Below are 22,596 nucleotides of genomic sequence, written 5' to 3' on the forward strand. Positions count from 1 at the left end.
CGCAGTGAAGAAAGCCATCAAGCTGGAACTGAAGGAAGCGCGCCACATGGTGGCCGCGGCCATCGCCAGGTCGGAACAGATCGGCGTGCTCGAATCGATCTGCGTGGTCGACGAGGGCGGCTATCCGCTGGCGCTGGAGCGCATGGACGGCGCCCGCATCACCGGCCCGCAGATCGCCTGGAACAAGGCGTTCACCGCCGCCGGCCACAAGCGCTCCACGCACCTGTTCAACCAGGCGCCCAACGGGCCGGCCCTGCCGGGCAACGAGGCCTTCGGCATCCAGTGGAGCTTCGAAGGCAAGTTCGCCGTCTTCGTCGGCGGCTTCCCCATCGTGGTCAACGATGAAGTGGTCGGCGGCATCGGCCTGAGCGGCGGCAATGGCGAGCAGGACACGCAGGCCGGCCTGGCCGCCCTGCAGGCGCTGCAGGAACTGCTGGCGCCGCAGGATCTCAAGGTGCTGGTGCAGGCCGACATCAAGCGCTAGTCCGCTGGTCCGCTGGTCCGCCAGTCCATCACCCACCTGCCGCGCCGGGCATCGCCGGCGCGGTGCATCGCCCGCATCTGCCTGAACTGAACCGGCAGGAAACCGCCCGAGTCCATCATGTCCTACCGCATCCAGATCCTGGAGACGCACGAGTCGTTTGTCGTCGAACCCGGCGAAACCCTGCTGCAGGGCGCCACGCGCGCCGGCGTCTGCCTGCCCCATGACTGCCAGCTCGGCGGTTGCGGCACCTGCCGCATCAAGCTGGTCGAAGGCACCGTGGCCTACGAGGAGTTGCCGATGGGGCTGGCGCCGGACGAGGAGGCGGCCGGCTACGCGCTGGCCTGCCAGGCCCTGCCGCAGGGCGATGCCGTCATCAGCACCGCGCGCGACGACGAGGCCTGCGCCGCCCCGGTGGCGCATCACGCGCTGGTGCGCGAAGCCCGCCCGCTTTCGCGCGATGTGCACTACCTGAAGCTGGAGGTGCCCGAGGCGGGCCTGCTCGACTACCGGCCCGGCCAGTACCTGAAGATCCTCACCGGCGACGGCCGCACGCGCAGCTTCTCGATGGCCTCGGTGCCCAGCGCCGGCGTGGTCGACCTGCACGTGCGCCGCATTCCCGGCGGGACCTTCACCGACGGCGCCCTCCAGCAGCTGCGCCCGGGCGATGCGCTGCAGGTGGAGCTGCCGCACGGCGCCTTCTTCTACCGGGCCAAGGACTACCGGCCGCTGCTGATGGTGGCGACGGGCACCGGGCTGGCACCGATCAAGAGCATCCTCGAGGCGCTGATGGACGACGGCGACTGTCCGCCGGTCTCGCTCTACTGGGGCGCGCGCGAGCCGTCCGACCTGTACCTGCACGATGAGATCCGCGGCTGGGGCGAGCGCCTCTACGATTTCCGCTACGTACCCGTGCTGTCGCGCGCGCGGGACGACTGGCAGGGCCGGCGCGGCTACGTGCAGTCGGCCGTGCTGGAAGACCTCGGCGAACTGTCGGGCGAGCTCTCCGAGTACGCCATCTACCTGTGCGGCTCGCCCGAGATGATCCGCGATGCGCGCGCGGCCTTCGTCGCCCGCGGCGCCAGTCCGGACCATATCTACGCGGACAGCTTCACCTTCCAGCGCGGCTGAGCCTGCGCCGGCGCCCCGCGCGGGGCGCCGCTTCGCTTCCAGCTACCGGCCGGCGGATTCCTGACCTTCGAATCACCACGACACGAGGCAGCCATGCCATCTCGCGGCGAGGCAAGCATCGCAACCGGCCTGGACGCGCAGCCGGACGACGATGCCGGATTGCGCACCATTCCCCTCTTCGCGCAGGTGGCGGAACTGCTGCGCCGGCGCATCGTCGCCGGCATCTACACCCAGGGCACGCGGCTGGTGGAAGGGCGGCTGTCGGCGGAGCTGGGCGTGTCGCGCGTGCCGGTGCGCGAGGCGCTGCACGCACTGGCCACCGAGGGGCTGGTCGAGCTGTCGCCGCGCCGCAGTGCTTCGGTGACGCGCGTGCCCGATGCCATCGGCCGCGAACTGGTCGAGGTGCGCGCCACGCTGGAGGGCCTCAATGCGCGCCTGGCGGCCCAGCGCCGCGACCCGGCGCTGGGCGCCCGGCTCGAGGCGGTGCAGCGTGAAGGACGCCTGGCCGCCGCCGACGGCCGTACCGAAGCGCTGCTGCGGCTCAATGCCAGCTTCCACGAACTGCTGGCCTCCACCGCCGCCAACAGCGTGCTGCGCGAGATGGTGCGCTCGCTGCGCGAGCGCACCTTCCTGATGTTCGCGCCGGTCGACGCGGCGCGCGCGCGCCAGAACTGGGAAGAGCATGCGCGCATCCTGCAGGCGGTGATCGATGGCGACGCCGACCTGGCGGCGCTGCTGGCCAGCCGCCATGTCTACAGTGCCCATGCCGCCATGTCGCGGCGCGGCGCCGGCGCGGGCGGGGCGGCGCCGGGGTGATGTCTTGACATCTCTGGTATACAATACCGGCAAATGTCTCCCAACCTGCCGAGCCGCGCCGCCGCGTGGCGGTTGGCGGGTGGCGGCGGAGCATCCTGCCAACCCCGGTCATTCCTTCATGTCAGAAAAGCGCGCCAATGCCCAGTCCGGGCCTGTTTCCGAGCCTGCGGTCGTGAGTCTCGGGGCGAGCCATTCGCCGCTGTTCGCGCTCGTCACCGACAAGCTGCGCGAGCGGATCCTCAACGGGCAGTACGAGCCGGGCGAGCGCTTGGTGGAGAACAAGCTGTCTTCCGAACTCGGCGTGTCGCGCATTCCGGTGCGCGAGGCGCTGCGTTCGCTGGCGACCGAGGGGCTGGTGGTGATCGAGCCGCGCCGCGGCGCTTCGGTGGCCAAGCTGTCGCCGGACGTGGCGCGCGAGATGGTGGAAGTGCGCGCCACGCTGGAAGGCCTCAATGCCAAGCTGGCGGCGCAGCGGCGCGATCCTGCGCTGCTGGCCGAACTGGAGCAGGTGCTGCGCGACGGCGCCGAAGCCGCCGCCCAGGGCCGCGGCGACCAGTTGCTGGCGCTCAACTCGCGCTTCCACGAAGTGCTGGGCACCATCGCCGCCAACAGCGTGCTGCAGGAAATGATGCGCTCGCTGCGCGAGCGCACCGCCGCGCTGTTCGCGCCGGCCAACCTGGTGCGCGCCCGCCAGAACTGGGATGAGCACGCGCAGATCCTGCAGGCCGTGATCGCCGGCGACGCCGACCTGGCGGCCCTGCTGGCCGCGCGGCATGTCTACAGCGCCGCCAAGGCGGCCGAACTGTCCGTCGGCGATACCACTACGCGCGCTGCCTGAGCGGCGCGTGCGCCGCGCAGGTCTTGCGCAAAACGTGCCTGGACGCCATCAGCGCGCGCCGATGGCATTGATCGCGCTCAGCGCGCCGGCTGTTCGCGCAGGGCGAAGGCCCGGCGCGCGGCCGGGCGCGCCAGGCAGCGCCGGTGCCAGTCCCAGGCTGCCGCATACCGCTCGCCGCCAAGCTCCGCGAAGCGGTGCAGCACCGCCGCCAGGTTCAGGTCGGCCACACTGAATTCCTTGCCCAGCAGGTAGTCCCGTTGCGCCAGCTGCGCCTCCAGCACCGCGAAGCGCCGGGCGAGCGCCTGCAGGGCCTCGTCCGCCAGCTCGGGCCGGCGCCGCTCGGGCGGCAGCATGCGGCTGTGCTGGGTCCATTGCGTGGTCAGCGGCTCGACCGAGGTCGCCGCCCACAAGGTCCACTGCAGCGCCAGCGATTGCGCATCGGCATCCGCCGGCCACAGGCCGGCCGCGGCGTGCTTGCGCGCCAGGTGCAGCGTGATGGCCAGCGATTCGAACAGCACCAGGCCGTCATCCTCGATGGTCGGCACCAGTCCGTTGGGATTCAGCTTCAGGTAGGGCGCCGCCTTGACCTCCGGCGAGGCGTAGTGCAGCGGGATGTTCTCGTAGGCCAGGCCGAGTTCCTCTGCCGCCCACAGCGGGCGGATCGCGCGGGAGGCCGGGATGCCGTAGATTTTCAGGGTCATGTCGCGTCGGGTAGCGGTTGCGGATAGGCGGCGGCGCCAGTCCAGGGGCCGTTCGCTGCAGAACTGTATACCTTATGCGATCTGATGGGAATCCACGGGGCAGGAGACAGGAGGGCGGAGATCGAAGGCGGGCCATGCGGCGCAGCACGGCGGCCAGGCACCAAGGCCGGCTCCTGGCCGCAGGGTACGCGCCTAGCGCGCCTTTCTGGCCTTTCCTGACCTTTATAAGCCGTTAAGGCGCCGTGGTGGGCCTCCTGGCTTCAACTCAATCGATGCGTGCCGCCCCCCAGGCCGGTGCTGTCTTGCGCACCCTGGCGGGGCACGGGCATGCCCGGATTTGGCGCAATGCACAAAAATATGTATACTGTGAACAATAAAGAAACGCCATAGGGAAAAACCATGCACCAAGTCGATGCCAAGTACCTGCGTACGCCCGTCGGCCAGCAACTCCTCGAACACTATGCCGGCCGCGATGCGGTGCGCCATGCCACGCCGCTGCTGCCGCTGCGCCTGGCCGACGTGACCGGTTTCGCGCGCGCCCTGTTCGGCCGCCGCAACGCAGGCCACCGTCCCTGCTGATTCCGTTCCTGCGGTTTCCGGCGCCGCCGGACGGATTGGCTCGGAAAAATCCTGGCCATCAGCGGGCGCCGGCGGGCAGGCGGCGGCGCCCGCGGGGACTACAATGCACGCTTGTGCCGCGCCATGCGCAGCGGGCCTGACGGCCCCGGGCGCGATGGCGGGCTTAACCTGCAAGCGTAGCCCGTGCCCATGAATCCCGCGCTCTACCGGCTGATGCCGGGCCTGGAAGAGCTGGCGAAGTACCCGCGGCAGCATCTGCGTGCCGACCTCTCCGCGGGCCTGTCGGTGGCCGCCGTCTCGCTGCCGGTCAGCGTGGCCTATGCCCAGCTGGCCGGCCTCAGTCCGGCCGCCGGCCTGTACAGCTCGGTGCTGCCGATGGTGGCCTATGCGCTGTTCGGCTCGTCGCGCCAGCTGATCGTCGGTCCCGACGCCGCCACCTCGGCGATGATCGCCGCCACCCTGATGCCGCTGGCCGTGGCCGGCAGCGAGGACTACCAGGCGCTGGCGGTCTCGCTGACCCTGCTCACCGGCATCTTCTGCATGGTGGCCAGCCGCTTCCGCTTCGGCTTCCTCGCCGATTTCCTCTCCGTTCCCATCCTGACCGGCCTGCTCAACGGCGTGGCCGTCAGCATCGTCATCAGCCAGTTCGGCAAGGTGACCGGCCTGGCACTGGCCGGCCGCGATGCCATCAGCCAGATCCTCTCGCTGGCCGCCCAGGCCGGCCAGGTGCACCTGCCGACCTTCTTCGTGGCGGTCGGCACCGCCGCGCTTTACCTGACCGTCAAGGCCTTCTGGCCGCGCGGCCCGGCGGCGCTGAGCGCGCTGGTGGCCGCCGTCGCCGGCAGCCTGATGTTCCGCGCCAAGGCGCTCGGTGTCGCCATGGTCGGGGCCCTGCCGTCAGGGCTGCCCGGCTGGGTCGCGCCGTCGCTGCCGCACGAGATGCTCGGCACATTGGTGCCGGCTGCCGCCGGCCTCGCGCTGATCTCCTTCAGCAGCGGCATGCTGACCAGCCGCAGTTTCGCCGTGCGCAACGGCTACCGCGTCGATGCCAACCGCGAGTTCCTCGCCATCGGCGTGGCCGACGTGGTCAGCGCGCTGAGCCAGGGTTTCGCCATCAGCGGCTCCAGCTCGCGCACGGTCGTCAACGAAGGGGCGGGCGGGCGCACGCGCCTGGTCTCGGTGGTGGCGGCCGCGGCCATGCTGCTGGTGCTGCTGGTGCTCGGCGATGTGCTGGCGCTGGTGCCGGTGGCCGCGCTGGGCGCGATCCTGGTGGCCTCCGCGCTCGGCCTGATCGACCTGGGCGGGCTGATGGCGCTGCGCCGCTTCAGCCGGGCCGAGCACGCCATCGCGCTGGTCACCCTGGCCGGCGTGGTGCTGTTCGGCGTGATGTCCGGCATCCTGGTGGCGGTGACCCTTGCCCTGCTGCGCTTCCTGGTGCAGATGGCGCGGCCGTCGGACCAGCTGTTCGGCATCATTCCCGGGCACGAAGGACTCTATGAACTGGCGCACTACCCGGAAGCGCAGGCCGTGCCCGGCCTGCTGATCTACCGCTTCGAGTCGCCGCTGACCTTCTTCAACGCCGACTATTTCAGCGTGCGCGTGGCGGCGCTGGTGGAGGCCCAGGCGCCGCGCTGGGTGGTGATCGACGCGGTCTCGATCGCTTCGCTGGACCTGACCGGCGCGCTCGCGATCCGCGACCTGCAGGAAGCGCTGGCCAAGCGCGGCATCCAGCTCGTCATCGCCGGCCGCACCGCCCAGCTGCTGGCGTGGCTGGACCGGCGCGGCATCGCGCCGGAAAGCACCGGCATCCTCTACTACCCGAACCGGCTGGCGGCACTGGCCGCCTTCGAGGCGAGCGCGGCGGCCGCGCAGGCCGCCGCTGGTGATGGCGGCGGCCCCAGCGCTGTTGTCGCAGCGCCGGGCGACGGCGTCGACGATGCGCATGGCGCTGCGCCGGCGCGGGACCGGGAAGGCCCGACGCCGGGTACGGCCGCCTGAGCAGGGCGCGGCCCGCCCAGGCTCAGTCCGCCGACGCGCCCGAGCGCCGCACCACCGGCCCCCACTTGCGGATCTCGCTGGCGACGAAGCGGCCGGTCTCGTCGGGGCTCATGGGCATCGGCTCGGAGCCGCGCTCGACGATGAATCGCTTCAGTTCGGGACTCTGCAGGGCCTTGACGGTCTCGGCATTGAGCTGGCCGAGGATGGCCGCCGGCACGCCCTTGGGGGCCATCAGCACGGCCCAGCCCACCGCGTCGAATTCCGGCCAGCCCTGCTCGCGCACCGTCGGCACGTTCGGCAACTGCGGCACGCGCCGCGACGAGGTCACGGCCAGCGGCACGGCCTTCTGCGACTGGATCAGCGGCAGCGCGGCCGTGACCGAATCCACCATCAGCGGGATCTGGTTGCCGAGGAAGTCAGATTGCGCCGGGCCGCTGCCCTTGTAGGGAATGTGGACCATGAAGATGCCGGCCTGCGCCTTCAGCAGCTCGGCCGAGAGGTGCTGGGTGCCGCCGATGCCGGCGCTGGCATAGCTGTACTTGCCCGGCGCCGCCTTGGCCTTGGCCACCATGTCGCGCAGCGAGGTGATGCCCGAGGCCGGCGTGGCCAGGAATACCAGCGGCACCGAGAACACGCCCGAGACCGGGGCGAAATCGTGCTGGGGATCGTAGGCGAGCTTCTTGTACAGCGTCTGGTTGATGGCCATGGCGCTGCCCGCCATCACCAGCGTATAGCCGTCCGGCGCGGCGCGCGCCGCCAGTTCCATGCCGAGGTTGCTGCCCGCGCCGGCGCGGTTGTCGACCACCACCGACTGGCCGAGCTGCTTGCCCAGCCGCTCGGCCAGCGCGCGCGCGAAGATGTCGGTGGCCTGTCCCGGCGGGAACGGCACGATCAGCTTGATGGGGTGGTCGGGATAGGCGGCGTGCGCTTGCGCGGCTGCACTCAGCAGCAGCGCCGCGCACAGGCGGGCGGCAGGTTTCAATGCGGTCTCCTCGGGGGTGGCGTCGCCGCCGGACCGGACTGCCGGCGGCGCGGTCGCTCGATCGATGCGGCGTGCCTTCGCACTCGCGGTGGCGCGTTGGTCGGGGCGGGCGACTCCGTTATTGTACTGAAACCAAGACATGACTGTGCCGGCACCGCAGGGAGCCGTTCAGGGCTCGCCGCTGCCGCCGCTGCCGAATGCAGGGGCATCGCGCAGGGCCGGATCGGCGTCGCTGTCGATCTCCACCAGCAGTCCGCCGGGGAGGCGCACGAACACCTGCGTATCGCCGCGCTCGGGCACGCGGCGTACTTCCGGCGCGTAGCCCAGCGCGCGCAGCCGCGCGATCAGCGCCGCCGGCGCTTCGTCGGTGCGGAAGGCGATATGGCCGAGCGTGGCAATGCCGGCGCGCGGGTCCTCGCTCTCCACCACGTGCACGAAGGCGTCGTCGCCACGGTAGAGCCACTCGCCGGGGAAGGGGAAGGGCGGGCGCCAGCCGGGCGCGAAACCCAGCGCCTCGGAGAAGAAGCGCCGCGTCTGCGCGCTGTCGTGGCTGATCAGGTTGAGATGGTCGAACACGACCTTGGGGCTGGCTTCGGATGGCATGGCGGCTCCGGGGATGAGTGGTACACGGGCATCGTGCGCGCGCCGTGCGCGCGCATCAAGCCGCCGCGGTTTGCAGGAGTTTCAAGCGCCGTTTGACATGGCGCGCGCTGACGGCCCCGCCGGGCGCGCCTCAGAGCTCGTGGTGCAGGTAGGCGGCCTGGCGCGGCAGGCGCAGCGCCACCAGGAAGGCGACCACCATCATCACGGTGACGTACCAGAAGAACGCGGTCTCGTGGCCGATTGTCTTGAGCCCCAGCGCGACATACTCGGCCGAGCCGCCGAAGATGGCGTTGGCGATCGCATAGGCCAGTCCCACGCCCAGCGCGCGCACCTCGGGCGGGAACATCTCCGCCTTCACGATGCCGCTGATCGAGGTATAGAAACTGACGATGGCCAGCGCCACGCTGATCACGATGAAGGCCAGGAAGGGATTGTGCACCTGCTGCAGCCAGGTCAGGATCGGCACGGTGAAGATGGCGCCCAGCGCGCCGAACAGCAGCATGTTGGCGCGCCGGCCGATATGGTCCGACAGCGAGCCGAACAGCGGCTGCATGCACATGTAGAAGAACAGGCAGGCGGTCATCACATAGCTGGCGGACTTGATGGTCATGCCGGCCGAGTTGACCAGGTACTTCTGCATATAGGTGGTGAAGGTGTAGAAGATCAGCGAGCCGCCGGCGGTGAAGCCGAGCACGGTGAGGAAGGCCGCCGTGTGGTTGCGCAGCAGGCTCGCCAGCGATCCCGCCTCGCGGCTCTCGCGCGTGGCCGCGGTGGTGGTCTCGTGCAGCGAGCGGCGCAGGAACAAGGCCACCACCGCCGTGGCCGCGCCGACCGCGAAGGGAATGCGCCAGCCCCAGTCCTTCAGCTCGGCCTCGTCGAGGAACTGCTGCAGGATCACCACCACCAGCACCGCCAGCAGCTGGCCGCCGATCAGCGTGACGTACTGGAAGGAGGAGAAGAAGCCGCGCCGGCCGCGCAGGGCCACCTCGCTCATATAGGTGGCGGTGGTGCCGTACTCGCCGCCGACCGAGAGGCCCTGGATCAGGCGCGCGACCAGCAGCAGCGCGGGCGCCATCACGCCGATGCTGGCGTAGGTGGGCAGGCAGGCGATCAGCAGCGAGCCGCCGCACATCATCGTCACCGAGATCACCATCGCGATCTTGCGGCCGTGGCGGTCGGCGATGCGGCCGAACATCCAGCCGCCGATCGGCCGCATCAGGAAGCCGGCGGCAAACACCCCGGCCGAGTTGAGCAACTGGACGGTGGGATCGTCCTTGGGGAAGAAGGCGTGCGCGAAGTAGATCGCGCAGAAGGCGTAGACGTAGAAGTCGAACCACTCGACGAGATTGCCCGACGAGGCCGCCACGATGGCGAAGACACGTTTGCGCACTTCCTCGGCGCTGTAGTGGCCGGGGGCGCTGGTCTGGCTGTCCGCGATGGTCATGTCGGTCGCGCTGCAATGTCTTGCCGTCGCACGCCACGGCGAGAGGCCGGTTGGCGCTGGTTCCAGTCGATTATAGGAGGCGTTCGGCGCGATGGCGCAGGCATAGCGTGCGCCGCACGGCATAATCTGCGGGCGGTGCGCGCAACGGGTGGAACGGATGTTGCGCCGCGCCATCCGATCGACAGGGACAGGAGGAGCAAGACATGGCAATCCGCATCGTACGGCTGGGCACGCCGCGCGCGCCCGGCGAGGGCCTGCGCATCGGCACGGTCCGGCGCCCGCCGCGCGGCGTGCCCAAGACCGAGTTCGCGGCGCAGGACTGGTACGACGTATGGTTCCCGAACCTGGCGCCCAGCGCGGAGCTGATGAAGCAGGCGCTGGAAGCCCAGCGCAACCACGACGAGAAGGGCTGGGCCGGCTTCGTCAGGCAGTTCCGCGCCGAGATGGCGCAGCCGGGACCCACGCACGACCTCGATCTGCTGGCCGCGCTGTCGCATCGCAGCGATGTCGCCATCGGCTGCTATTGCGAGGACGAGGCCCATTGCCACCGCTCGGTGCTGCGTGTGCTGCTGGCCGGGCGCGGGGCGGCGCTGGTGGACTGAGCCGGCGCGGGCGGTGCCGTCCCTCGCCGCGCGCAGCGGGGCCGGCGTCGCTTGGCTTCGGCGGCTTCAGCCGCGCTCGGGCAGGCCGCCGAAGTACAGGTCGGTGCGGCGGTGATCCCAGGCCGGCAGCGCGCCGCGCAGGCGCGCCACGCGGGCAGGGTCCAGTTCGGCCGTGATGTGGCCGGTGGTGTCGGGCATGCAGGCCAGCACCGTGCCCCAGGGGTCGATGATCATGCTGCGGCCCAGGCAGGGCAGGCCCGGCCCCGGTCCGCCGATCTGCGCGGCGGCGATCACATAGCACTGGTTCTCGATGGCACGGGCGCGCAGCAGCGTCTCCCAGTGGTCGCGGCCGGTGTGCACGTTGAAGGCGGCCGGCACCAGCAGCACATCGGCGCCGCGCGCGCGCAGCGTGCGGTAGAGCTCGCCGAAGCGCAGGTCGTAGCAGATGCTGAGGCCCAGCGTCAGGCCTTCCGCGGCCACCGTCTGCAGGCTGTCGCCCGGCGCGAAGTCGGCCGATTCGCGGTAGGGCAGGCCGTCGACCACGGCATCGTAGAGATGGACCTTGCGGTAGCGCGCGGCCAGGCTGCCGTCCGGCGCGAAGGTCAGGCTGCTGTTGCCGAGACGTGCTTCGCCCGGCAGGCGTTCATGCATCGAGCCGAGGTGGATCCAGCAGCCGGTGCGCCGCGCCAGTGCCGCGATGTGCTCGGAGACCGGGCCCGGCACCGTGCTGGCCGCGGCCTGCAGGGCGGCGGAATCGCCACGCACGTCGCTGTATTCGGGGGTCACGATCAACCTGGCGCCATCGGCGGCGGCGGCCAGGATCCCCTGTTCCAGCGCGGCCAGGTTGGCTTGGCGATCCTGCCGGCTGTCGAGCTGGAGCGCGGCTACCTTGATACCCATCATCTTCCCCCCTGGCCTGCGTTGTCTGCGTTGCCCGTGTCGCAGGGATCGCAGGGATCGCCCTCCGGCTCTGCCTCCAGCGCCAGCGCGACCGCGCGCGCCACGCCGGCGAGCAGGGCGGCGCCGTCGCCGCCCTGCAGTTCGCGGGCGGTGCGCGGGTCGGTGAAGCCGTCGGCCAGCACCGCCAGCACGACGCTCTGGTCGCCCACCGTCAGGATGCCGGCATCGTGGCGCAGGCCGGGCAGTTGCCCGGTCTTGTTGGCCAGCCGCGCCGCCGCCGGCAGCGCGGCGCCGAAGTGGGCGCGCTCGCGCTGGTCGGCCAGCAGCGCGAGCCCGAAGGCACGCAGCGGCGCCGGCAGCGTGTCGCCGCGCAGCAGCCAGCCCAGCGCCGCGGCCGTGTCGCCGGCGCTGGTGAAGTTGTCGCGGCCGGCCGCGCGCGCGGCGGCATCCATCATGCGGCGCTGCAGCCGCGTCTGCGCCAGTCCGGCCCGTTCGCACCAGCCGTTCACGGCGTCGAAGCCGAGCAGGGCGATCAACGCATTGGTGGCGACGTTGTCGCTCAGCACGATCATCAGCCGTGCCAGCTCGGCCAGCGTCAGCTGCCGCACGCTCGGCAGCTGCGCCAGGATGCCGGTGCCGCCGACCCGCTCGATGCCCGCCAGGGACATCTCCTGCGCCAGGCGCAGGCGGTCCTGGCCGACCTGTTCGAGCATGGCCAGCAGGATGGGCACCTTGACCAGGCTGGCCGAGGGCATGGCGCAGGACGCCGCGCGCTCCAGCACGATCGAACCGTCGCGCAGGCGCAGGCTCAGCGCCACGCGCGCCGGCGTGGCGGCCAGCAGCGGGGCCAGGCCGGCCTCCACGCGCGCGCGCAGCATGGCGCGCCCGGGCAGGCGCGCGCCGAGCGGGAAAGCGTCGCCGTCCACGTTGTCCACGTCGTTCACGTCGTTCACGTCATTCACACCCTTCACCTCGTTCGCATCGATGGCATCGATCATCGCCGCTCCTCCGTTCAGACCAGCAGGAAGAACAGCCCGGAGAACATGGCCAGGTTGACCACGATCACCGCCCAGCCGTTGTAGAGCATGTACTTGAGCTGGGTCGAGCGCGCCAGGCCCATCTGGCCGAACATGTCCGAGGTGGGGAAGGGGCCGAACCAGTCGATCTGCGAGCTGCCCAGGATCACCGCCGTGGTGGCCGCGGGGCCGACGCCGGCCGCCGCCAGCAGCGGGCCGAAGATCTTGGCGGTGAAAGTCATCTGCGCCACCGCCGCGCCGGGGATGTGGCCGATCACGTTGAACCACAGGATGATCACGCACAGCATGGCGCCGCCGATGCCGGCCAGGTGCGGGCTGGCGAGGTCGAGCAGCGCATGGTAGGCGTTGAGCTTGTCGACCAGCACCAGCACCGGGTTGAACAGCCAGAACAGGAAGAAGATCCAGATCAGCTTGCCGGCGCCGGCATACATGGCCTGCAGGATGGCGCGCGGGCCCATGCCGCCGGCCAGGCCGGTGGTGGCGGCCAGGGAGACCATGACGATGATGGCGAAGGCGAAGCCGGCCTTGGCGACCACGCCGGCGGCGGCCAGGCCGACGATGGTCAGGCAGAAGGCCCAGGCGGCGCGCACGGCCTGGCGCGGCGGCTCGGCGGACAGGTCGAAGGCGGCGCGGCTGCCGTCGGCGGCTTCCTCGTACTGGTGCTGCGCCTCGGTCATCTTCTGGATGCGGCCGGACATGAACCAGCCGCTGGCCAGCGTGGCGGCGGCCATCGGCAGGCCGGCCACCATCAGGTACTCGGGGTAGCTCAGGCCGGTCAGGCCCAGTACCGTGACCACGTTGGGCGTGAACGGTCCCAGCACCAGGCCGGCCGAGCCCGCGGTCTGGAACAGCGCGGCGACCGCCGGCGGCGACAGGCGCACCGCGGCCGCGATCGGGATCACCACCGCGGCGATGATGGCGTTGCCGCCCGCCAGCGTGCCCAGCGCGCCGCAGATCAGCGTCGACGTCACCATGATGCCCAGGCGCACGCGCACCTGGTTGGACAGGCCGATGCGGCGCACGATGGCGCGCACCAGCTGCTCGGCGGCGCCGGTGCGCGCGGCCACCTCGCCCACGCCGGCCCCCAGCACGATGATCAGGCCCACCACCGCGATGAAGGAGCCCAGCGAATCCGCCAGCAGCTTGCCCATCGCCACCGGCGTGGTGCCGGTCATGATCGCGCCCAGCACGATGGCGGCAATGGTGGACAGCACGATGTCCACCCCCAGCAGCGCGATGATGGCGAAGACGAGCACGGGGGCCAGTCCCCACAGGCTGGTCTCGCCGGGCATGGCGAAGTGGGCGTAGAGGGCGATGGCCAGCCCGGCGAGGAACACGGCGATGGCCGCGTTGCGCTTGCCTGGCTGGAGTCCGGGGGAAGCCGCGCTGGCGGGCGCGGCCGGGCTTGCTGCGGATGTCATTGGGGGCTCCTGCTTGCTGTGGTGTTGCCTGGGGGGGGGGCGGATAGGACTGCGGCGGCCCGCGTCTTATTGCGGCGCGATGCCGGCCTTGCGGATCACGCTGCCCCAGCGCTCGTATTCCTGGCGGATCTGGCGCGCGAAGGCGTCCGGCCCGGAGGCGACCGGGAAGGCGCCGGCATCGACCAGGCGCTGGCGCGTGGCAGGATCGTCGAGCGCGGCCTGGAAGGCGTCCGCCAGCCGCGCGCGCACCTCGGCCGGCAGCCTGGCCGGGGCCACCACGCCGTACCAGGCGCTGACGTCGTAGTCCTTGAAGCCCTGCTCGGCGAAGGTCGGCACCTCGGGCAGCTTGTCGTTGCGCTGGGTGCCGGTGATGGCCAGCGCGCGCAGCTTGCCGGCCTTGATGAAGGGCAGCGAGGAGGGGAAGTTGTCGAAGATCACCTTGACGTTGCCGCCGATGGCGTCGTTCAGCGCCGGCGCCGAGCCCTTGTAGGGGACGCTGATCATGCTGGCTTCGCTGAGCTGCAGGAACCAGGCCATGCCCAGGTCGTTGATGCCGCCCGCGCCGGCGTTGGCGTAGCTTTCCTTGCCGGGGTGCGCTTTCACGTAGGCGACGAACTCATTCAGGTTGTGCGCCGGAAAGCCCGGATGCACGCTGAGGATGTTGGGGCTGCTGACCAGGTTGCGCACCGGCGTGAAGTCCTTGACCGAGTCATAGGGCGGCCGCGCCAGCAGGTGCGGCGCGGTGCCATGGGTGCTGACCGTGGCCAGTCCCAGCATGTAGCCGTCGGGCCTGGCCCGTGCCACTGCGGTCATGCCGATGGTGCCGGCCGCGCCGACGCGGTTGTCGACCACGATCTGCTGGCCGAGGATCTCCGACGCCTTGCTGGCGACGATGCGGCCGATCACGTCGGTGGGGCCGCCGGCGGAGAAGGGGATCACCAGCGTGATGGGCCGCTCGGGATAGGCGGCGTGGGCCAGGGCGGCGGCGCCCAGCGCCAGGGCGCCCAGCGCGGGTGTCAGCAGGAAGTGTCGGCGTTTCAAGGCAGTCTCCTCTCGTATCTCGAATCTCTAATTTCGTGTTTCGTATCGCGCGGGGGGCGTGCAGGGGGCGTGCAGGGTGTCCCGGCGGCCCGCCGTGCGCACTGTTCAGTGGTGCAGGAATTGCCCAGCGGCGGCGCCGCTCGCGCCCTCGGGCCCCCACACCTGCAGGCCGTTGACGTAGACGGCGTCGATGCCGGCCGAGGGCTCGCAGGGCTGGTCGTAGTCGGCCCGGTCGATCACGCGCCCGGGATCGAACAGCACCAGGTCGGCGGCATAGCCGGCCTGCAGCACGCCGCGTCCGGGCAGGCCGAACACCGCCGCCGGCAGCGAGGTCATGCGGCGCACCGCGTCCTCCAGCGTCAGCAGGCCCAGCTCGCGCGCGTAGTGGCCGAGCACGCGCGGGAAGCTGCCCCACAGGCGCGGATGCGGGTAGGGGCCGGGAATGCCGTCCGAACCGATCATGGTGCGCGGGTGCGACAGCACGCGGCGCAGGTCGGCCTCGTCCATCTGGAAGTAGATCGCGGTGGCCGGGCCGAGCCGGGCGGCGGCGTCCTCCAGCGACACCCCCCAGTCGGCGGCGATCGCCGACAGGTCGCGCCGCGCCTGTTCCGGATGGGGCTGCGAACTGGTCACGATGATGCGCTCGGCCTCGCCGACGAACTCGGGCAGCAGCACCGTCGAGCTGGCGGTGTACGGGTAGACGTCGAGCGCCACGTCCTGCGTGGCCAGCGCCTTGTCGATCAGCCCCAGCGTGACCGTGGTCTTGCCGAAGTTGCGGCGGCCGATGCATTTGTGGTGCGAGATCACCACCGGGATGGCCGCCTCGCGGCCGATCTCCAGCGTCTCGCCCACGGCCTCGACGACCTGGTCGCGCTCGCTGCGCATATGGGTGGTGTAGAGCGCGCCCGGGTGGCGCGCCGTCACGCGCGCCAGCGCCACCACCTCGGCGGTGGGCGCGGCGCGGCTGGCCGGGTAGCTGAGCCCGGTGCTGAGCCCCAGGCCGCCATCGCGCAGGGCCTGGTCCAGCGCCGCCGCCATGGCCTCGATCTCGGCGCCGGTGGCCGCGCGCGCGGTGTCGTCCATGGCGCCGGCGCGCAGGGTGCTGTGGCCGACCAGCAGTCCCACGTTGACGCTGGGTGGCGCCGCTTCCAGCGCGCGCCGGTAGTCGGCCACGGTGGGGAAGCGGTAGTCGGCGGCTTCGCCCAGCAGCATCAGCGGCGGCGGCAGGCCGTGGCGCGGCACCAGCGGCGCGATGCTGATGCCGCAGTTGCCGGCGATCACGCTGGTGACGCCCTGGCTGGTCTTGGCCGCCATGGCCGGATCGGCCAGCAGCGCGCTGTCGTCGTGCGTGTGCACGTCGATGAAGCCCGGCGCCAGCGCGCGGCCGCCGGCGTCGATGGTGCGCGCGGCCTGCCAGCCGGCGCAGTCGCCGACGGCGGCGATGCGCCCCGCGCTGACGGCGAGCGCGCCGTCGCGGCGCGCGGCGCCGGTGCCGTCGATCAGGGTGGCATGGGTGAACAGCAGGTCGCAGGTTGGCATGGGGGAGGCTCTCCGGGAGGGGGCGGCGTGGGGGCCGGCGGTGGTGCGTGGGCGCTGGTCCTTCAGCCTGGCGCGGCGTAGGCCAGGATCTCGACCAGCATCTCCGGGCGGCCGAAGCCCGCGGTGACGATGGCGGCCCGGTTGGGGTAGGGGGCCGGGATCATTTCCGCATAGACGCGGTTGAAGACGGCGAGGTCGGCCCGGTCGGTGACGTAGACGACGACCTGGGTGAGGTCGGCAAGGGTACCACCGGCCGCTTCCAGGGTCTGCTGCAGGTTGCGCAGCGTCTGGCGCGCCTGCGCCTCGATGCCGCCGGCCACCACGGCGCCGTCGGCGCCGAGCGGGATCTGCGTGGTGAACAGGATGCCGTTGCCCAGCACGGCCCATTCCACGGGGGCGGGCGAGCGGGGCAAGGCGGTGTCGATGATCTGTTTCATGATGGGTTTGCTGGCGGGTTTCTGGTGTGCTTGCCCGGGGCTGGTATGGGACCGCGATGAGGGGCGGAGCGCGTCAGCGCCCGAGCGCGAAGGCGGACAGGTCCAGCGCGGCCGGCCGCCCGGCCATGGCATCGGCCAGCAGGGTGGCGCTGCCGCAGGCCAGCGTGAAACCCAGCGCGCCGTGGCCGGTGTTCAGCCACAGGTTGCTGTAGGGCGTGGCGCCGACCAGGGGTTTGCTGTCCGGCGTGGCCGGACGGCCGCCGCACCAGGTGGCGGCGGCGTCGAAGTCCGCGCCGCCGGGGAAGGTCTCGCGCGCCTGCTGCGTCAGCAGGGCGATGCGGCGCTGGTCGGCACGCGCATGGCGGCCCACCAGGTCGACCATGCCGGCCACGCGCAGCTGCCCGCCCAGGCGGGCATAGACCACCTTGTAATGCAGGTCCGTCACGCTGAGGGCGGGCGGCAGGTGGCGCGCCGGGTCGACCGGCGCGGTGAGGCTGTAGCCGGTGAGCGGATACATCGGCAGGCGCAGGCCCAGCGGCGCCAGCAGCGACACGCTGCGCATGCCGGCGCAGACCACGAAGGCGTCGGCCTCGATGTCGCCCGCGCTGGTCTGCGCGGCCACCACGCGGCGGCCTTCGCGGCGCAGCCCGTCCACGCGCACGCCGCAGCGTATGCGCGCGCCGAAGCGGCGTGCGGCCGCGTCGGCCAGGCCGACGGTGAAGGCATGGCAGTCGCCGGCTTCCTCGCTCGGTGTGTGGATGCCGCCCGCGAGCTTGTCGCGCAGGGCGGCCAGCGCGGGCTCCAGCGCCACGCAGGCGGCGCTGTCGAGCGCTTGCTGATGGCTGCCCAGGGTGGCCTGGTAGGCCAGTTGCCGGCGCGCGGCGGCGAAGGCCTCGGGATCGCGGTAGACCACCAGCTTGCCATTGCGCTGGTAGTCGAAGGCGAGCGCCTCGCGCTCGACCAGCTCGTGCACGCGGGCGCGGCTCAGCTGGCCCAGGCCGAGCAGTTCGGCTGTGACGCGCCTGGCTACGCTGCCGCGGCAGGCGCGCAGGAAGGCCAGGCACCAGCGCCATTGCTGCCAGTCCAGGCGGGGCACGAAGCGCAGCGCGGAATCCCGGTCGAGCAGCCAGCCGGGCAGCTTGGGCAGCACGGACGGATCGGCCAGCGGCGCCACGTAGCTGTAGCTGAGCTGGGCGCCGTTGGCGAGGCTGGTCTCCAGCCCCAGACCGTCGCGCGCCTCGAGCAAGGTGACGGTATGCCCCTCGCGCGCCAGGAAATAGGCGCTGGCGACGCCGACCACGCCGCCGCCCAGAACGCATACCCGCATGTCTTGCCTCCCGCCTCTAGATACCAGTGCCAATCCCATTCCGATGCAGCGGCCGCCGGGGCGGCCACGCAGGACGACAGTGTTGACGAGGCGGCGCCGCGATTCAAATGACGATTAGCGCATACCCTATAACCTGAGGTTATGCAGTCGGCGCGGACGCCGCGCCGGCACCGTCGCCCGGCGCCTCGCCGAAACGGGTCCGCAGCACGTCCAGCAGGGTTTCCAGCGCGTGCGACGAGGCGGCCCCGTCCGGATAGATGGCCGCCACTCCTACCGACAGCGGCGGCGCCAGCGGCCGGATCAGCAGTTCCTCCTTGCTGGCGCGCAGCGCGAACTGGGCCGTGAACTGGTCGACCAGGGCGTAGCCCACGCCGCACTCGGCCAGGGCCGCGGCCACGTAGTAGGTGCGTGCCTCCACCATCGGCGTGCGCTCCTCCAGCCCCAGGTCGTGGCAGGCCTGCGCGATCAGGCCGCCGAGCGGGTCGCTGTTGCCGATGCCGATCCAGTGCTGGTCGTCGAGCCCGGCCAGCGCCACCGGCCCCTGTGCCGGCGCGCTGGCCGGCGGCCCCAGGTAGACCACCGCCGCCCGGCCCAGCTCGGCGGCGTGCACGCCCGCGCGGGCCGGCGGATCGAATACCACGGCGATGTCCAGTTCGCGCGACAGCACCAGTGCCAGCAGTTCGTCACCGTGGCGGGTCTGCACTTCCAGCGACACGCCGGGGCAGCGCTGGCGGAACTCGCGCACCGCCTGCGGGATCAGGCTCAGCCCCAGGCTGGGCAGGCAGCCGATGCGCAGGTGTCCCTCCGGATGCCGCTTCAGGTTGCGCGCCAGCCGCCGCACGTTCTCCAGGTTGGCGAACAGGTGCGCCGTCTCGGCGTGCAGCAGTTCCGCCTCGCGCGTGGGCAGCAGGCGGCCGTGGGCGCGCGTGAACAGCTTGAAGCCGAGGTCGCGCTCGGCGTGGGCCAGCACCTTGCTGGCGGCGGGCTGGGAGATGAAGAGGAGCTCGGCGGCACGGCTCAGCGAGCCGGTGCGCATCACGGCATGGAAGATCTCGAGGTGGCGGAGGCGCATGGCGCGGCGGGGAGGGCGGTCGGTCTGGCCGCAGTGTAGCGGATGGCGGCCGCGGCGCCGGAGGTTCCCCTCCGGTCGGAGCGGAGGGGGCGCCGTGCTGTCAGGCCGCCGGTGGCGCCGCCACGGTGCCGTGGCAGGTGCCGAAGCCGATGCGCGCGAAGCCGGGGCGTTCGCACCAGCCGCGCAAGACGACGGTGTCGCCATCCTCCAGGAAGCCGCGCCGCTCGCCGTCGCCGATCTCGACCGGCTGCGTGCCCGACACGGTCAGCTCGATCAGCGCGCCGGCCTCGCCGGCGGTGGGACCGGAGATGGTGCCGCTGCCGAGCAGGTCGCCGGGCTGCAGGTTGCAGCCGCCCATGGTGTGGTGCGCGATCATCTGCCCGAGCGTCCAGTACTGGTGGCGGAAGCTGGTGCGGGTCAGCGCATGCGGCTGGCCGCCGCGTGCGCGCTGGCGCGCGCTCTGGATCGACACTTCGAGCAGGATGTCGAAGGCGCCGGCGCGGGCGTTGTCTTCGGAGCGCAGGTAGTCGAGCGGCTGCGGTCGCTGCGGCGCGCGCGACCAGCCGGTACGGTAGGGCAGCAGGGCTTCCAGCGTGACCAGCCAGGGCGAGACCGTGGTGGCGAAGTTCTTGGCCAGGAAGGGGCCGAGCGGCAGCATCTCCCAGGCCTGGATGTCGCGTGCCGACCAGTCGTTGAGCAGGCACAGGCCGAACAGGTGCTGCTGGGCGTTCGCCAGCGGGATCGGCGTGCCGCGCGCGTTGCCGGTGCCGATCACCGCGCCCAGTTCCAGCTCGTAGTCGAGCCGGCGGCACGGCTCGTGGACGGGGGCGGCGCCCGGCCTGGCGCGGGTCTGCCCGAGCGGCCGGAACACCTGCTGGCCGCTGACGCCGATCGACGAGACCCGGCCGTGGTAAGCGATCGGCAGCCAGTCGAAGTTGGCGCTGACCTCCAGGCCCAGCTGGCGGCTGCAGTTCACCGCGTGGTCGAGCGAAGTATAGAAATCCGTGTAGTCGCCGATGCGCACCGGCACCGCATACTCGGCCTGCGCCTGCGGCACCAGCGCCGCACGCACGGCCTGCACGGCCTGTTCGCGGGCGCTGCCGGCCAGCAGCAGGGCGAACAGTTCGTGGCGCAGTGCCTGCCAGGCGGCGGGGCCCAGCTCCAGCAGGGCATTGAGCGTGGCCCCGGCCGCGGCGGCGGCGGCCTCGGCGGCGCGGTCGCGCAGGCAGCCTGCCTGCAGCAGGGCGGCGAGGTCGACGATGCGGTCGCCGATGCCGACGCCGCCGCGCCAGGCTTCAGCGCTGTTGCCGCGCCGGAACACGCAGAACGGCAGGTTCTGCAGCGGGAAGTCGGTATCGCTCGCATTGGCCTCGTCCAGCCAGCTGCGGCGGGAGGCGTCGTGGGTATGGTTCAGTTCCATGTTCATGCCTGTCGTCATGCCTGTCGTGGCGCGCTCAACCCGCCCGCCGCGTTCAGCGCGTCGTCGAAGATGGCGACGGCGCGCGTCCAGCCCGCCGAGGCGCCGCGGATCTTGTGCGGGAAGCAGGAGATGTAGAAGCCGTGCGGCGGCAGCGCCTCGAGGTTGTGCAGCTTCTCCAGGTGGCAGTAGCCGATATTGCGCCCCGCCTTGTGGCCTTCCCAGATCAGCGCGGCATCGTGGGACTGCGCGTACTTCTTCGCCGTGTGCACGAAGGGCGCGTCCCAGCTCCAGGCATCGGTGCCGGTCAGGCGCACGCCGCGCTCCAGCAGGTACATGGTGGCTTCCAGTCCCATGCCGCAACCGGCCGCGACGTAGTCGGGATGCCCGTAGCGCTGCCCCGCGCGGGTGTTGACGACGACGATCTCCAGCGGCGCCAGCACGTGGCCGATGCGGGCCAGCTCGGCCTCGACGTCGGCGGCGGTGACCACGTAGCCGTCGTCGAAGGCGCGGAAATCCAGCTTGACGCCCGGCTGGAAGCACCACTCCAGCGGCACCTCGTCGATGGTGGTCGAGCGCTCGCGTTCGCCGAGCGCCTCGTTCATGGTGCTGTGGAAGTGATACGGCGCGTCGAGGTGGGTGCCGTTGTGGGTGCTGAGCTGGATCTGCTCGATGGCCCAGCCTTCGCCGTCGGGCAGGTCGGCCGGCCGCAGCCCGGGAAAGAAGGACGCTACCTGCTCGGCGGTGGAGCGGTGCGACAGGTATTCGATCCGGGGGCCGAAGCCCGGGGGATCGGAGACGACATCGTTTTCCAGGTAGATCGACAGGTCGACGAAGCGGCGGGTCATGGGCGGTGCTCCTTGGCGATGGCGGGAGAGGGTGTCGGGGGGATCAGGAATCGAGCGAGGCATCGGCCGGTGCGCCGGCAGCGCTGCGGGGGCGGGAACCCGCGCCGGCGGCATCGCGCGGCAGCAGGGCCACCACGGCGGCGGCCAGCAGGAACAGCGCGCCGCACAGCGCGATGCTGTTGGCGAAGCCGAGCACGCCGGCCACCGAGCCCAGCGTCAGCGGCGCGAAGGCGGAGATGCCGCGGCCGACGTTGAAGCAGAAGCCGGCCCCGGTGGCGCGCAGCCGGGTCGGGAACAGCTCGGCGAAATAGGCGCCGACCAGGCCGGCGAAGGCCATGAAGAAGGCGAACACCGGGCCGAGCAGCAGCAGCGCGCCGTGGCCGGTGGTCATCGCATACAGGGGCAGCGTGAGACCGGTGCCGAGCAGCGACACGATGATGGCGCGCTGCTTGCCGATGCGGTCGGCCAGCAGCCCGAAGGCGTTGTAGCCGAGGAACATGCCGAGATTGAGGACTGCCACGAAGCCGGCCATGGTGGCCACGTCCAGGCCGCGCTCCTTGACGAGGAAGGTGGGCAGCCAGGTGGTCGCGCCCCAGTAGGCGGCAAGGGCCAGCGCCGAAGTGGCGGTGCCGAGCACGGTGATGCGGCGCAAGGCCGGGTCGAACAGCTCGGCGAGGCTGGCGCCGGCCGGGGCGCCCGCGGCGGACGCCGTGGTGGATACCCTCATGCGGCGCTGCGCCAGCCAGACCTCCGATTCCGGCACGCGCAGCCAGACATAGGCGATGGCGATGGCCACCGCGGCGCCGCAGGCGAAGAACAGCACGCGCCAGCCGTGCGCCGGCAGCAGCCAGGCCGAGGCGGCCGCGGCCACGCTGGCCCCGACCGAGAAGGAACTGAGCACGAAAGCCGTGGCGCGCCCGCGCTGGTGTGCCGGCCAGGTCTCGTTGACATGGGCGGCGGCGGTGCTCCAGACCCCGCCGAGCCCCAGCCCGGAGAAGAAGCGCAGCACCAGGATCTGGCGCCAGTCGGTGGCGCCGGCGATGGCCATGGTCAGCACGCCGAAGCTCGCCAGCGACAGCAACAGGGCGGTGCGGCGGCCCAGCGTGTCGGCCAGCCGCCCCATCACCACGCTGCTCAGGCCGATGCCCAGCAGCGTGGCCGTGACCAGCAGGCCGGCCTGGGCCTGCGTGATCTGCAGCGAGGCCGTGATGGCCGGCATGGCGATGGTCAGGATGATGATGTCGACCGCGTCGAACAGGTAGCTGAGGAAGCAGCCGATCAACACGCGCCACTTCAGGGATGCCGGGGTGGGGGCCACGATCTCTCCTCGTCAGGTCCGGCTGTGCGCCGGCGCATTCGGTGCACGCACTGTACGATCGTAC

The 22,596-nt window shown here is 71.5% G+C and carries 22 protein-coding genes; 7 read left to right on the top strand and 15 right to left on the bottom strand.

The features are described from left to right. Window positions 1-4: 4 nt before the first annotated feature. The 4 genes from BKK80_RS24335 to BKK80_RS24350 all read left to right on the top strand — a co-directional run bounded on the left by BKK80_RS24335 (window position 5) and on the right by BKK80_RS24350 (window position 3,266). Window positions 5-484 carry a GlcG/HbpS family heme-binding protein gene (locus BKK80_RS24335; protein WP_071021408.1) on the top strand — a complete coding sequence of 160 codons (480 nt, stop codon included), beginning with the start codon at window positions 5-7 and terminating at the stop codon, window positions 482-484. A gap of 117 nt (window positions 485-601) precedes the next feature. Continuing rightward, window positions 602-1,612 carry a 2Fe-2S iron-sulfur cluster-binding protein gene (locus tag BKK80_RS24340; RefSeq protein ID WP_071021405.1) on the top strand — a complete coding sequence of 337 codons (1,011 nt, stop codon included), beginning with the start codon at window positions 602-604 and terminating at the stop codon, window positions 1,610-1,612. 93 nt (window positions 1,613-1,705) lie between these two features. Beyond that, window positions 1,706-2,428, top strand: coding sequence for a GntR family transcriptional regulator (locus BKK80_RS24345; protein WP_084545736.1), 723 nt, complete (start codon window positions 1,706-1,708; stop codon window positions 2,426-2,428). A 118-nt stretch (window positions 2,429-2,546) separates the two neighbouring features. Further along, entirely contained in the window at window positions 2,547-3,266 is a 720-nt protein-coding gene (locus tag BKK80_RS24350) for a GntR family transcriptional regulator (protein ID WP_071021403.1), read from the top strand. Window positions 3,267-3,343: 77 nt separating this feature from the next. Here BKK80_RS24350 and BKK80_RS24355 read toward each other — a convergent pair whose 3' ends face one another. Continuing rightward, window positions 3,344-3,967, bottom strand: coding sequence for a glutathione S-transferase family protein (locus tag BKK80_RS24355; protein WP_071021400.1), 624 nt, complete (start codon window positions 3,965-3,967; stop codon window positions 3,344-3,346). 399 nt (window positions 3,968-4,366) lie between these two features. Between BKK80_RS24355 and BKK80_RS24360 the strand changes: the two genes are divergently transcribed. Next, window positions 4,367-4,546: a hypothetical protein gene (locus BKK80_RS24360; protein ID WP_071021398.1), complete on the top strand. Its 180-nt coding sequence runs from the start codon at window positions 4,367-4,369 to the stop codon at window positions 4,544-4,546. 189 nt (window positions 4,547-4,735) lie between these two features. Then, window positions 4,736-6,544, top strand: a complete 1,809-nt coding sequence (locus tag BKK80_RS24365; protein ID WP_071071644.1) for a SulP family inorganic anion transporter — start codon at window positions 4,736-4,738, stop codon at window positions 6,542-6,544. A 22-nt stretch (window positions 6,545-6,566) separates the two neighbouring features. Here BKK80_RS24365 and BKK80_RS24370 read toward each other — a convergent pair whose 3' ends face one another. The 3 genes from BKK80_RS24370 to BKK80_RS24380 form a co-directional block, all read right to left on the bottom strand. Continuing rightward, window positions 6,567-7,526 (bottom strand): tripartite tricarboxylate transporter substrate binding protein, encoded by a 960-nt coding sequence (locus tag BKK80_RS24370; RefSeq protein ID WP_071021392.1) that lies wholly within the window; start codon window positions 7,524-7,526, stop codon window positions 6,567-6,569. A 168-nt stretch (window positions 7,527-7,694) separates the two neighbouring features. Then, on the bottom strand, window positions 7,695-8,129 hold the full coding sequence (locus BKK80_RS24375) for a VOC family protein (RefSeq protein ID WP_197524010.1): 435 nt from the start codon (window positions 8,127-8,129) through the stop codon (window positions 7,695-7,697). 130 nt (window positions 8,130-8,259) lie between these two features. Next, window positions 8,260-9,573, bottom strand: a complete 1,314-nt coding sequence (locus BKK80_RS24380; protein ID WP_071021389.1) for an MFS family transporter — start codon at window positions 9,571-9,573, stop codon at window positions 8,260-8,262. Between the two features lie 203 nt (window positions 9,574-9,776). Between BKK80_RS24380 and BKK80_RS24385 the strand changes: the two genes are divergently transcribed. Beyond that, a complete protein-coding gene (locus BKK80_RS24385) occupies window positions 9,777-10,175 on the top strand; it encodes a DUF488 domain-containing protein (RefSeq protein ID WP_071021387.1) in 399 nt (132 codons plus the stop codon). A 66-nt stretch (window positions 10,176-10,241) separates the two neighbouring features. On the opposite strand, the gene BKK80_RS24390 is transcribed toward BKK80_RS24385, so the two are convergent. The 11 genes from BKK80_RS24390 to BKK80_RS24440 all read right to left on the bottom strand — a co-directional run bounded on the left by BKK80_RS24390 (window position 10,242) and on the right by BKK80_RS24440 (window position 22,532). Further along, entirely contained in the window at window positions 10,242-11,078 is an 837-nt protein-coding gene (locus BKK80_RS24390; protein ID WP_084545738.1) for a carbon-nitrogen hydrolase family protein, read from the bottom strand. Then, window positions 11,075-12,073 carry a serine hydrolase gene (locus tag BKK80_RS24395; protein WP_167366695.1) on the bottom strand — a complete coding sequence of 333 codons (999 nt, stop codon included), beginning with the start codon at window positions 12,071-12,073 and terminating at the stop codon, window positions 11,075-11,077. The genes BKK80_RS24390 and BKK80_RS24395 overlap by 4 nt, the downstream gene beginning before the upstream one ends. 14 nt (window positions 12,074-12,087) lie before the next feature. Continuing rightward, entirely contained in the window at window positions 12,088-13,533 is a 1,446-nt protein-coding gene (locus tag BKK80_RS24400) for a gluconate:proton symporter (protein ID WP_071021384.1), read from the bottom strand. A gap of 66 nt (window positions 13,534-13,599) precedes the next feature. Then, window positions 13,600-14,574, bottom strand: coding sequence for a Bug family tripartite tricarboxylate transporter substrate binding protein (locus BKK80_RS24405; protein ID WP_071071646.1), 975 nt, complete (start codon window positions 14,572-14,574; stop codon window positions 13,600-13,602). 105 nt (window positions 14,575-14,679) lie between these two features. Continuing rightward, entirely contained in the window at window positions 14,680-16,113 is a 1,434-nt protein-coding gene (locus BKK80_RS24410) for an N-acyl-D-amino-acid deacylase family protein (protein ID WP_071071648.1), read from the bottom strand. A 62-nt stretch (window positions 16,114-16,175) separates the two neighbouring features. Beyond that, a complete protein-coding gene (locus BKK80_RS24415; protein WP_071021375.1) occupies window positions 16,176-16,550 on the bottom strand; it encodes a RidA family protein in 375 nt (124 codons plus the stop codon). A 73-nt stretch (window positions 16,551-16,623) separates the two neighbouring features. Then, window positions 16,624-17,877: a D-amino acid dehydrogenase gene (locus tag BKK80_RS24420; protein ID WP_071071650.1), complete on the bottom strand. Its 1,254-nt coding sequence runs from the start codon at window positions 17,875-17,877 to the stop codon at window positions 16,624-16,626. Between the two features lie 139 nt (window positions 17,878-18,016). Then, complete coding sequence (locus BKK80_RS24425) at window positions 18,017-18,949, bottom strand: LysR family transcriptional regulator (RefSeq protein WP_071021370.1); 933 nt, start codon at window positions 18,947-18,949, stop codon at window positions 18,017-18,019. A gap of 100 nt (window positions 18,950-19,049) precedes the next feature. Then, window positions 19,050-20,369, bottom strand: coding sequence for a fumarylacetoacetase (gene fahA, locus BKK80_RS24430; protein WP_084545909.1), 1,320 nt, complete (start codon window positions 20,367-20,369; stop codon window positions 19,050-19,052). Between the two features lie 14 nt (window positions 20,370-20,383). Then, window positions 20,384-21,214, bottom strand: a complete 831-nt coding sequence (locus BKK80_RS24435) for a cyclase family protein (protein ID WP_071021364.1) — start codon at window positions 21,212-21,214, stop codon at window positions 20,384-20,386. Window positions 21,215-21,257: 43 nt separating this feature from the next. Next, complete coding sequence (locus tag BKK80_RS24440; protein WP_071071654.1) at window positions 21,258-22,532, bottom strand: MFS transporter; 1,275 nt, start codon at window positions 22,530-22,532, stop codon at window positions 21,258-21,260. Between the last annotated feature and the right edge of the window lie 64 nt (window positions 22,533-22,596).

This window comes from Cupriavidus malaysiensis (assembly GCF_001854325.1).
GTDB lineage: Bacteria > Pseudomonadota > Gammaproteobacteria > Burkholderiales > Burkholderiaceae > Cupriavidus > Cupriavidus malaysiensis.